This is a genomic window from Salinibacter sp. (assembly GCF_036626415.1).
In the GTDB taxonomy this organism is placed as follows: Bacteria; Bacteroidota; Rhodothermia; order Rhodothermales; family Salinibacteraceae; genus Salinibacter.
The window spans coordinates 1-10,952 of sequence record NZ_JAZKRW010000101.1 but is presented as its reverse complement, the minus strand read 5'-3'; the positions used below and the strand labels follow the sequence as shown (position 1 = coordinate 10,952).

Annotated in this window: 7 protein-coding genes and 1 riboswitch; of the genes, 1 reads left to right on the top strand and 6 read right to left on the bottom strand. The window is 67.3% G+C overall.

The window, feature by feature from the left end; all coding sequences use genetic code 11:
* The 4 genes from V5A20_RS10760 to V5A20_RS10745 all read right to left on the bottom strand — a co-directional run.
* Window positions 1–1,628 (bottom strand): Rqc2 family fibronectin-binding protein (locus V5A20_RS10760; RefSeq protein ID WP_332327315.1); only part of this gene is annotated, 1,628 nt, incomplete at its 3' end.
* A gap of 79 nt (window positions 1,629–1,707) precedes the next feature.
* Window positions 1,708–2,988: a Y-family DNA polymerase gene (locus V5A20_RS10755; RefSeq protein ID WP_332327314.1), complete on the bottom strand. Its 1,281-nt coding sequence runs from the start codon at window positions 2,986–2,988 to the stop codon at window positions 1,708–1,710.
* A 52-nt stretch (window positions 2,989–3,040) separates the two neighbouring features.
* Complete coding sequence (locus tag V5A20_RS10750; RefSeq protein WP_332327313.1) at window positions 3,041–3,529, bottom strand: LexA family protein; 489 nt, start codon at window positions 3,527–3,529, stop codon at window positions 3,041–3,043.
* 93 nt (window positions 3,530–3,622) lie between these two features.
* Entirely contained in the window at window positions 3,623–4,390 is a 768-nt protein-coding gene (locus V5A20_RS10745) for a TIGR00266 family protein (protein ID WP_332316075.1), read from the bottom strand.
* A 212-nt stretch (window positions 4,391–4,602) separates the two neighbouring features.
* On the opposite strand from V5A20_RS10745, the gene V5A20_RS10740 reads away from it, so the two are divergent.
* On the top strand, window positions 4,603–5,109 hold the full coding sequence (locus V5A20_RS10740) for a Uma2 family endonuclease (RefSeq protein ID WP_332316076.1): 507 nt from the start codon (window positions 4,603–4,605) through the stop codon (window positions 5,107–5,109).
* A 40-nt stretch (window positions 5,110–5,149) separates the two neighbouring features.
* Here the strand turns inward: V5A20_RS10740 and V5A20_RS10735 are convergent, their stop codons facing one another.
* Both V5A20_RS10735 and V5A20_RS10730 read right to left on the bottom strand, forming a co-directional pair.
* On the bottom strand, window positions 5,150–7,771 hold the full coding sequence (locus tag V5A20_RS10735) for a bifunctional aspartate kinase/diaminopimelate decarboxylase (RefSeq protein WP_332327312.1): 2,622 nt from the start codon (window positions 7,769–7,771) through the stop codon (window positions 5,150–5,152).
* Between the two features lie 157 nt (window positions 7,772–7,928).
* Window positions 7,929–10,643: an adenosylcobalamin-dependent ribonucleoside-diphosphate reductase gene (locus V5A20_RS10730; RefSeq protein WP_332316078.1), complete on the bottom strand. Its 2,715-nt coding sequence runs from the start codon at window positions 10,641–10,643 to the stop codon at window positions 7,929–7,931.
* A 234-nt stretch (window positions 10,644–10,877) separates the two neighbouring features.
* Window positions 10,878–10,951, bottom strand: a riboswitch (adenosylcobalamin-variant (AdoCbl-variant) riboswitch).
* Between the last annotated feature and the right edge of the window lies 1 nt (window position 10,952).

Below are 10,952 nucleotides of genomic sequence, written 5' to 3'. Positions count from 1 at the left end.
TCCTCGCGGTCGACGCGGACGACGCCGGGGTCCGCACCCGTGGGGCTGGTGACGTACTTGCGCTCGGTCACCATGACGGGCGCCACGTCGCTCCCTTTCGACGTGCTGTAGTGGGCGGCGATGGCCGCGGCGGTGTGGCGGCGGCGCGGGCCCGGCTCGGCGTCGCGGTTGGGCCGGTGGAGCACGGTGTGGGCACCCGGCACGCCGCGGGCGTGGAGCCACAGGTCGTACGGCTGGCTGGCGTGGAACGTGAGCTCGTGGTTCTGGCGCGCGTTCTTGCCGACCCACACCTCGAAGCCCTCCCCAAGGTCGAACCGCCGAAATGGAAAATCGTCCACGTCCGCGTCGTCCCGCTCCACAAATGGGACAACCTCGTCTTCGCGCTCGTCCCGAAACTGCTTGATGCCGTCGAGCGTGTCGATCGCTCGGAGGTCTTCGAGGAGCGCCTCGGCTCGGTCCGCCCGCTCGATCGTGTCGTCGAGCCGCGCCTCGGCCTCTTCCCGCGATCGCCGCGTGCTCCGGGCCCGGTCGTAGTAGTGCTCGGCGTTCTCGACGGGCGACTTGGCGGGGTCGAGGGGAATGGTGACCGGATCCCCCTCCTCGAACAGGTCCGGCAATTCGACTTCCTCGGCCCCCGGCGGCACCTGATCCTGCTGGGCCATGAGCAGGTGCCCCCACCGCTCGTAGCGCCCGGCCCGGCTCTCGCTCTGCAGCTCCTCCATCATCCGCTCGGCGCTCCGGCGCTCGTGCTCCACAGCCGATTCGAGGGCCTCCTCCAGCGGATCGTAGAGGCGGTGGAAGTGCTGCTCCGCCAGCGTGCGCCGCACAAAGTCGGACACCGCGGCGTCCACCGTGTCGAACCGCTCGGCGGGGGCGTCGGCGCGGTGGCGGAGCGGAAGCAGTGAGAACACGTCCGGGAACTGCCCGTCGCCGTAGATCACGGGCTTAGGGGCGTCGAGGGCCGCGCGGACCTCAAGGGAGGCGTCGAAGAGGGCGCGGCGGTCCGCTTCCGTGCAGTCCTCCGGCGCGTCTATCGTAACGCCGGCCCGGTGCAGCGTCTCCCGCGCCAGGTCGCCCCCGAAGAGCGACACGGCCGACTGCACCGCCTGGCGCGTCTTGTTGCGGTTGGTGTTCCAACGCTCCTCGAACTCGTCGACCGTCTCCGGCATCGGCGCCGGGTACGGCTCCGGCGCGTCGGTGCCCACGAGTTCGTCGTGGCGCTGGAAGGCGGCGACGATCGTGTCGTCGGGGGCGACGTGGAAGGCGTTCGCCCGCGCGCCGAAGAGCTGCCACAGGATCCGCGCGCCGTCGTCCAGGACGAGGGACACGAGCCGGTCTCGCTCCGCAATCGCGACCCCGGCCACCGTCTGCCCCATCGCATCCTCGAAGAGGGTCGCCACGTTGCGGCGGGCCTTGTGGTAGCCGGGGCGGCGGAACAGGTACAGGAACGGACGCTGCACCGAGCCGCGGATCATCCAGTCCTGCTCCGCCCCGCCCAGCGCGACGGTCAGCTCGTTTTTGTTCTGCGAGTAGACGTCACGGACCGTCGTGCCTTCGAGGTCGGACCGCCACTCGCGGACGAGGGCGCGGAGGGTGTAGTAGTTGTTAACCACGGGCGTCGGGAACAAGGGGCGAGAATTCGTCCGGCCAGTCGGCCGCTGGGACGCGGGAAACGAACCGCCACCGCCCCCTCGTTCCGATCGGCCCCTACGCCTGGGCCACCGGCAGCTCGTCCCACCGCGTGGTGTACTTTGGGGACCGGTTTTGGCGCTTCATCGCCCACTCGCGCTCGGAGGGGAGCCCTGCGGCCGCCAGCCCAATGGTGTCTTTCCCGTGCTCGGCGTTGATCCGGTCGACGGCCGCCGTGAGGTTCTCGTCCTGCCTGCGCCCCCGGCCGAACAGGCTTTCCTGATGGGGACGGCTCGGCCGGATGTCGTAGAGGCACACGCCGGCCTTCTTGTAGCCGTAGCCCCCGCGGTAGATCACCTCCAGGAGCCGTCTGGAGGCCTTCACAAAGGGCGCAGCGCGGGCGGTGTGCTCCGAGATGGACCCGGCCACGCCGTTTGAGTAGTGGGGACCGTCCCCAAACCGTTTGGTCGTGATGAAGGCCTTGATGCCGCGGGCCACCAGGCCCTCCTCCCGCAGCTTTTCCGCGGCGCGCTGGGCATGTTTTGCAAGGGCCTGCCGGAGATTCTCTTTCGACTCGACCCGCTCGCCAAAGCTCCGGGAGCGGACGAGCGTCTTTCGGTCGGGGCGGACGAGCTCGAGCGCCAGGCAGGGGCGCCCCCTCAGCTCCTGCGCCGTGCGCAGCCCAACCACGGTCATCTCGCTTCGAATCCACGCGTCCGGCAACGCCCTGAACGCGGCCGCACTGGCCACGCCCTTCTCCGTCAGGGCCTCCTCGTAGGCGCTGCCGATGCCCCAGATGTCCCCGACGGAAACGCGCCGAAGCAGCTCTTCCAGCTCCGGTTCTTCCGGGCAGACGTACGTACCCATCCCCCATCCGGCCCGCTTGCGGGCTTTCGCGTTTTCGTCGGCCACCTTCGCGAGCGTCTTCGTGGGGCCAATGCCAACACGGATCGGCACGCCGATCTGGCGACGCACTTTTCGGCGGAGCCGGTCGGCGAGGCGCTGGAGGTTCTTCCGGTTTAGGGACGGAAGCGTGAGAAACGCTTCGTCGATCGAGTAGCGCTCCAGCTCCAGGGCCTCCTCCTCCAGGACCGAATGGACGCGGCGGCTCATGTCCCCGTACAGCGTGTAGTTTGAGGACAAGACCACCCCGTTCATCCCCTCGATCTCCTCCTGCCATTTGAAGTATGGCGCGCCCATGGGAATGCCCTTGGCTTTCAGCTTTTCGCTGCGGGCAACGATACAGCCATCATTGTTCGACAGGACGGCCACGGGGACTTCCCGCAGGGACGGATCGAAGACGCGTTCGCAGCTGACGTAGAAGTTCTCACAGTCGATGAGGGCGAAGACCGTATCCACGGACGAAATCGGGGACTGAGCAAAGCAGGGCGGCGTGCAGGTGGCGGCGGCGTCACGATACTTCGTGGACCACGTGCCGCACGACGCCCCACACCACGAGCTCCTGCCCGTCCCGGACCGGGATGGGGTCGTGCTGCTCACTCTCGGGAGCGAGGACGATTTGCCCCGCGCGGGTGTGGAGCCGCTTGACGGTCAGCTCTCCGTCGAGCGCGGCCACCACCACATCCCCGTCCGCCGGCTCTACGGCCCGGTCCACCACCAAGAGGTCCCCGTCGTGGATGCCGGCCTCCGTCATCGACGTGCCGGAGACGCGCAGGTAGTAGGTCGCCGCCTCGTGCTCGACCAGGTGCTCGGCCAGGTCGAGCTGCGTCTCGACGTAGTCGGAGGCGGGCGACGGGAAGCCGGCCTCAATCCGGGCAAGGAAGAATGGACGGCGCAGACCCGACGCACGCCGGGCCGGGCACAGGGCCGTCACGACGACGGGCGACGCGGAAGCGGGGGAGGCCTGCGCGGAACGGTCGGGCTCGGACAGGGGGGGCATCGGCGGAGAGAGCTGTGGGGAGCGTGGGTTTCATGGTTTCCCACAATACAAACCAGCGCACATATTTCAAACATGTGTCTTCCTTCTCCCCTCTCAGCGCCCCGAGATCAGGTCGCCGAGCACACCGGTGCCCGCTGGGCCTTCGCTTTCGCCCCGGTTCGCAAACTCGCCGGCGACGATGCGGTCGGCAAGGCGGGAAAACGGCAGGCTCTGCAGGTAGACGGTGCCCGGGCCGGTGAGCGTCGTAAGAAAGACGCCCTCACCTCCGAAGAGTGCATTTTTGAAGCCGCCAATGAATTCGATGTCGTAGTCGACCTCGCTGGAGAAGCCCGCGAGGCAGCCGGTGTCCACACGCAGCTTCTGGCCGGCGTCGAGCTCGCGCTTCACGACCGTGCCGCCGGCGTGTACGAAGGCCCACCCCTTGCCCGTGAGGCGCTGAAGAATGAACCCTTCGCCCCCGAAGAGGCCCGCCCCGAGGCGCTTGGTGAAGGCCACCTCAATCTCGACGTTGGCGTCGGCACATAGGAACGCGTCCTTCTGGCACAGGAACTCGCCGCCGAAGTCGTCGAGCTGAATGGGAATAATCTTGCCCGGGTACGGGGCCGCGAAGGCAACGTGGCTTTTGCCGCGCCCCTCGTGGAGGAAGGTGGTGATGAAGAAGCTCTCGCCGGAGACCATGCGCTTGAAGCCCTTGAAGAGCCCGCCGCCGGTGTCCGTTTGCATGCGGATGCCATCGTCCATGTAGATCATGGTGCCGGCCTCGGCGCGTACGCCCTCCTGGGGGTCGAGCTCAACCTCCACGAGTTGCATGTCGTCGCCCACGATGTCGTAGTCGATGCCGTCGGTGCGGATGGTGCTCATGGGAACTGAGGAGTTGGTTGTGTGAAAGATGGAGAGGCGCGCGGCCATGGATCACCCATGCCTATTTTGTTAATATACAAAACGGCGGGGATGGAGGGAAGGGGGGCATGACGAAACGTGAGCGGGTCCAGCGGATCTTCGGCCGGAGGGGGATCCTCCATCTTCACTATTTGTTTTCATGCTGGTCGCTGTTTCAAAAGCCTCCGAACGTCATGCCCACCCCCCAGGCTCCCGCGGAAGAGCACCAGCAGCAGTGGCGGGAGATCGTCGCAGATCCAACCCTTCGCGATCTCCCCTACAAGGTCGAGACCAATCATCGAGGCCAGATTGTCTTGAGCCCGCACACCACTCACCACGCCCGCCAGCAAAAGCGTATTCAGAAGAAGCTCGACACCCTTCTCAACAGCGGAGAGGCGTTTTCGGAATGGCCCATTGCGACGGCCAGTGGGACAAAGCAGGCCGACGTGATTTGGACATCGGAGACCCGACTCGGAACCATGGAGGAAACCGGGGAGCCACCGACGCTTGCCCCGGAAATCTGTGTCGAGGTGATGAGCACCTCAAATGACTGGGACGAGATGGAGGCGAAAATTTCCCTCTATCGGGAAGCCGGGGCCGAGGAGGTGTGGGTCGTGGATGAGACAGGCCGCGTTCACTTCTTCGCGGAGGAGGAGCTGGAGCAGTCGGCCCGTGCCCCCGACTTCCCGAACACGCTTTAGGGCAGCCCCAACGGGCCCTCGGCACCGCCTGTGTTCTCCATCACGAACCGGGCCCGTCTGCCTCGGCGTCGAGCATCGTCTCGTCCGCGGGTGGGCGCAGGTTGTAGCGGTTGCTCATGCTCGCCCCGTAGGCCCCTGTCGTCGCCACCAGCAGCGTGTCGCCCGGCTCGGTGGGCGGCAGGCGCCGGTCGTGGCCCAGCACGTCGCCGGTTTCGCAGATCGGCCCCACCACGTCCGCCGTCAGCGAGGAGGCCGCGTCGAGGCGCGTCAGGTTGACAATCTCGTGGTGGGCGCCGTAGAGGGCCGGACGCAGGAGGCTGTTCATGCCGGTGTCGAGCCCCACGTACGCCGCCGCCTCTTTCGTCTTCGTCTGCGTAACGCGGGCCAGCAACACCCCGGCCTCGGCCACCAGGTAGCGACCCGGCTCCATCCACAGGGCGTACTGCGGGTGCCGATCGGCGGCCTCCCTCAGGACTGTGCCGACCGTGTCGAGGTCGAGGGGACGTCCCCCCGAGGCCTCCGGGACGCCCAGCCCCCCCCCTACATTGAGCGTACGCACGTCCGGAAACGCGCCGGCGAGGTTGGCCAACAGGTCTACGAGGGTGGCCCACGTGTCTTCGTCCGTGATGCCGCTCCCCACGTGGGCGTGGAGGCCCACGACGGTCGCCCCGGCCCGCTCGACCGCCGCCCGGAACCGTTCCAGGTCGTCGGGCACCACGCCGAATTTCGACTGCACCCCCGCCGTGCGCACCTTGCGGTGATGGCCGTCTCCCTGCCCCGGATCGACCCGAACAAACAGCTCCTCCCCGGCGAACACGTCCGGGTGCTCGGCCACGGGCTGCACGTTGTCGACTGTCACGTGCACGCCCCGCTCGAAGGCGTCGGCGTACTCGGACGGGGCCGCGAAGTTGGGCTGGAAGAGGACGCGCGCCGGATCGAGGCCGGGCAGTGCCTCGAACACGCGATCCAACTCTCCCGGGGCAACGCACTCGAAGCCGAGCCCCTGCCGCTCCAGCACGCGGAGCACCTCGGGGTGCGGATTGGCCTTGACCGCGTAGAAGGCCTGGTCGACCGGCCCCAGGCCCTGGACGTCTTCGCTCCGGGCCCGCATCACGTCCGCGTCGTAGACGTAGCGGGGCGACGCCTCCTCGGCCAGCCGCAACAGCTCCTCACGGCGCGTCCGCCACCACACGTCCGGCGTGTCGTCCGATGATCCGTCGCCGACCAGCTCCTGCCACCGCAGACCAAAGACGGCGTCTGGGGCCCGGTGCCCAAAGAACTGCGCGTGCAGTTCGCGCACGAGGCGGGGCGCCTGGCCCTCATCGACCACAAAGCTCATGTTGAGGTCGCTGGCCGCCTGGGTGACGAGGTGCACCTTCTGCTCATCGAACACCTCGAACGCCGGCCCCAGTTCGTTGAGCAACGAGCGGATGCGACGCCCCACGAGGCTCACGATGGCACACGGGCGGATCAGCTCGGCGTCGCAGTACCGGTTCAGGTCGTGCAGCAACCGGTCCAGAACCTCCGGGTCAAGCGCATTGGCCACGGGGTCGAGCGTCACCGTCACGTTGGCCTCCGACGTGGCCACCAGGTCCACCGACAATCCGTGGTGCTTAAACACCTGAAAGACGTCCGCCAGGAAGCCCACCTCCTGCCACATGCCGAGCGTGTCCATGCTGACGGCCGTGATGTCGGTCTTGCCGGAGATGGCCTTCACCTGGGGCCCGGTGTCGAGCCCGTCGGCCGTGACCACCGTGCCGTCCAGCGACGGGTCTTCGGTGCTACGGATGTGAAGTGGAATCTGATGTCTCCGCACCGGGTCGAGGCAGCGGGGATGGAGCACCCGTCCTCCCATCGTGGCCAGCTCCTGGGCCTCGTCGTAGTCGAGCCGGCGAAGGAGGCGTGCGGAGGCAACCTCCCGCGGGTTGGCCGTAAAGAGCCCCGGCACGTCCGTCCACACCTCGAGCCGCCCGGCCCCCAGCTTGGCCGCAAAGTGGGCGGCCGAGGTGTCCGAGCCGCCCCGGCCCAACAGGACCGTCTCGCCGAGGGCGTTGCTCGCAACGAAGCCCTGCGTGAGGTAGACCGTCTCCGGGGTGTCGGCGAGGTGCGACTGCAGCACAGGGTCGGCGTGCGACGTGCACGAGGCCTGCAGGTACTGGCGGCGCGGGGGGGCATGCGAATCGCCGCTGGCCCGCAAGAACTCGCGGGCGTCGAGCCACTGCACCGGCAGGCCCTGCGCCGACAGGTACGCGGCCCCGAGCCGGGTGGACAGGAGCTCCCCCGTCGCTAGCACGGCGGCCCGTTGGCGCGGCGTCGCCTCGCCCCCGTCTCGAATGGCTTCGGTCCACCGCTCCAGGCGCTCCATCTCCGATGCCAGCACGGCGTCTGCCTCCACGCCCAGCTCGCGCGCCAGCGTCCGGTGCCGCTCCCGAATGGTCGCGAGCGTAGACTGGGGGTCTCCGTGTGCGTCGGCGGCCAGCCGGCGGCACAGCGCCCCCAGCTGGTCCGAAATGCCCTCCACGGCCGAACACACGAGAAACGGATGGCGCCCCTCCGATTGATGGGTCCGCACCACGTCGGCAATCGTGTCCCAGCGGGCCCGGCTCGATACGCTCGTGCCCCCAAACTTGCAGACGACCCACGGACGACCTGACGTTGCCATCACACTCCAGCTCTTTCTGCCAAAAACGACGCGACGCCCTCCACACCGGGAGGGCGCCGCGAAAGACATGTTCGTATGTCCCGACTACGTATGAGGAGTGCACTTCGGGCGGAGTTCGTTCCAACCGTGGCCTCCCACTGCCGCCGGGGCGTACGCCCTAGCTGCACCGCGAGTGCCCACAGTCCGCGCACTCCATGCAGCCCTCGACGTGCCGCACGTTTGCGGAGCCACACTGGTCGCAGGTCACCTCGTGGTCGGTCGCATGGGCGCGCAGCGCCTTCGCCATCGACTGCCCGAAGGACGCGATCGAGCCCTCGGCCTTCTCGAGCTGCTCCACCAGGAAGTCGATCTTGGAGCCGTGGCGCAGCGCCGTCGACACGAGCCGCGTCTCCACGCGCACGTCGTCGGACGGCATGTGGCTGGTGATGTCGCCGATTACGACCGTTTTGTTGGGCCCGAGGAGCGAGTAGTGCCGGCTCTCGTTCTTCCGGATGTAGCCCTCATCAACCCGCGCACTGTTCTCGCCGAAGAGGGGGGCTTCCCCCTCCGACTTGAAGGCGAAGACCTCGTAGGGGTCCTCTTCCAGGAAGCCGACCAGGACCGTCCAGTGGTCGCCCTGGTAGCGCACGCGGTGGATGGCGCACGGCAGGGTCTCCGGCCGATCGGGCGCCTCCGTGCGGGGCACCGTCCGGTCTTCCTCCTCGTCGTCCCCGGAGAGGACGGCGCTCATGGTCCCGGCGCGGTAGGTCGTCACGCCCTTGATGACCCCAGTGTCGTGGGCCTTCTTGTAGAGCTCCTTAAAGTCCTCAAAGGGATAGTCGTTGGGGATGTTGACCGTCTTGGACATCGAGGAGTCCACAAACGGCGCGAGGGCCTTCATCTGCGTCAGGTGATCGTCCACGTCCAGGTCGCGCGTCGTGACGGCCCAGTCGGCGTCCGGGTCCCAGGAGCCGTCGTCCTCCATGTGGCGGACGGCGTAGTCCTTCACCTCCTGGTCCTTGCAGATGTCGCGCGTGGGGTGAATCTGCCAGTGGGTGTGGCCCTCTTCCTGGCAGCGGAGGACCGTCTCGTCGCCCTGCTCCTCGGCGGTCCAGGCCGTGCCGTCGACGTCGATGTCCTGGCCCACCTCGTAGGCGTCTGGCGACATCGGGGGGCGGTTGATGCCCTCCGGCAGGGCCGGCTGCTCGGAGGTGCGAATGTAGCTGTGCATGAACACCGGCTCGATGCCGCTCGACGGCGCGTTGCCCAGGGTGGAGGTGTTGCCCGTCGGCTGGATGGAGAGCAGGTGGCTGTTGCGCAGCCCCAGGTCGCCGATCATCTCCTTCGTCTTGTCCGAAAGGCGCTGCACGAAGGGGCTGCTCAGGTACTCGTCCTTGTCGAAGAGCGGGAACGCGCCCTTCTCTTCGGCCAGGCGCGCGCTGGCCTGGTACGCCCGGTTGGCAAGATGCTCCTGGAACTCGCGCATCACGCGAGCCCCCTCGTCGGAGCCGTAGCGCTTCTTCATCATCATGAGGGCCGAGCCGTCGCCGTAGTGGCCAAGCCCGATGCGCCGCTTCTCCTGCAGGTTGCGCTGCTGCTCCTCCAGCGGGACGTAGCTGAGGTCGTTGACGTTGTCGAGGAAGCGCACCGCGAGCGGGACCAGGTCGTCGACGAGGTCGTAGTCGATTGTGCCCGCCTCCCGGTCCACCAGCTGCGTCACGTTCAGGTTGCCGAGCAGGCACACGCCGCCGACGGGGAGGACCTGCTCTCCGCACGGGTTCGTGGCATTGATGTGCTCGACGTAGCCCAGGTTGTTCTCCCGGTTGATGGTGTCGACGAAGATGACGCCGGGCTCGTTGCGGTTGTAGGTGGAGTCCATGATCCGATTCCAGATCTCCCGCGCCTCGTAGACCGCGGGCTCGCCGGTGGCCGGGTCCTTCCACGTTTTGACCGTGCCGCCCTTCGCCTGGTAGGCCTTCAGGTTGCCGTCCCAGTGCTCCTTGTAGAACTCCTTCTCGTTCTCGTAGTCCGGGAAGCGAAGCGCCCACATGTCGTCGTTCTTCACCGCCTCCATGAACTCGTCGGTCACGAGCACCGACATGTTGAACTTGTGCAGGCGCCCGGGCTCCTGCTTCGCCTCGATAAACTCGATGATGTCCGGGTGCCAGATGCCCATCGTCACCATCTGGGCGCCCTTCCGGATCTTGTCCTTGATGTCGTCGCGGTCGGACTTCATGCCGGAGCCGGCGACGATGGTGGCGGCCTGCTTATTCCAGACGTCCAGCATCTGCACGGCCCCCGGTGTCATGGAGCCAACCCCGCCGATGCGCGCGCCGCGGGGCCGCATCACGTGGGCACAGAAGCCGTAGCCGCCCTCGGACGCGAGGATCTTGGCCTGGCGGGTCAGCTCTGCCTGGATCTCGTCCATCGAGTCCTGGTCGTGCCCCTGAAACCCCGACACAAAACAGTTAATCAAAGTTGCCTTCCCCAGTCCAGTGCCGGCGTTGGCGAAGATGCGGCCGCCAGGGGTGAACGGAAATGGGCCGGTGCCCAGGCCCTTCCCACTCAGAAGCTGGTAGAAGCGCTGGGTCCACATCGTCGGGTCGTCCTCGATCGATGCCAGGGCCCGCGCGTTGCGGTACCACGTGTCCGGCACGTGGGCATCGGTGCCGTACTGATAGTTTTGCTCGTAGACCTCCTCGGAGATGTCGGTCTCGAAGATGTCGTCGTTCGTTCGGTCGTCCGCGACGAGATCGCTGTCCGAAAGCGTATACTGGTGCGATCCGTTCTTGCCGGACCGGGTCTTGGCACGGTGTCCGTTGGAGGAGTGCCCGTTCGTGGACGTGGCCGGGTCGGCCACGGAGGAGTCTTTCGGGGAGGGGTTCTGGGACATAACTGAACGCTCGGTTGGAAGAAAAAGGACCTCGGACGATGGGCGCGCGTCGCGAAGGCCAGGGCGCGATGAGAGCGGCGGTTCTCGGTATGGGTCTGTCCCGTGCAGCAGGAGCGGACTGCCCGGAAGGGCCCCAGTGAATGCCGTCAATCAACTTGTGCGCCACGGACCACATGCCCTTGAGACGCGCAGGGCTCTCCCTCCGACACAGCGGCCGGGGGAGACGTGATCACTCTCCGAGCGGGCATTCGGGCTGGAACCGTTGCGCGACAGCGCCGGCCTTTCACCGGACTTTCCCCGCGACGCAGG

Excerpts from the sequence above, each read along its gene's own strand:
- V5A20_RS10745 (WP_332316075.1), bottom strand. The coding sequence starts at position 4,390 with ATGAGCACCATCCGCACCGACGGCATCGACTACGACATCGTGGGCGAC.
- V5A20_RS10735 (WP_332327312.1), bottom strand. The coding sequence starts at position 7,771 with ATGGCAACGTCAGGTCGTCCGTGGGTCGTCTGCAAGTTTGGGGGCACG.
- V5A20_RS10740 (WP_332316076.1), top strand. The coding sequence starts at position 4,603 with ATGCCCACCCCCCAGGCTCCCGCGGAAGAGCACCAGCAGCAGTGGCGG.
- V5A20_RS10750 (WP_332327313.1), bottom strand. The coding sequence starts at position 3,529 with ATGCCCCCCCTGTCCGAGCCCGACCGTTCCGCGCAGGCCTCCCCCGCT.
- V5A20_RS10730 (WP_332316078.1), bottom strand. The coding sequence starts at position 10,643 with ATGTCCCAGAACCCCTCCCCGAAAGACTCCTCCGTGGCCGACCCGGCC.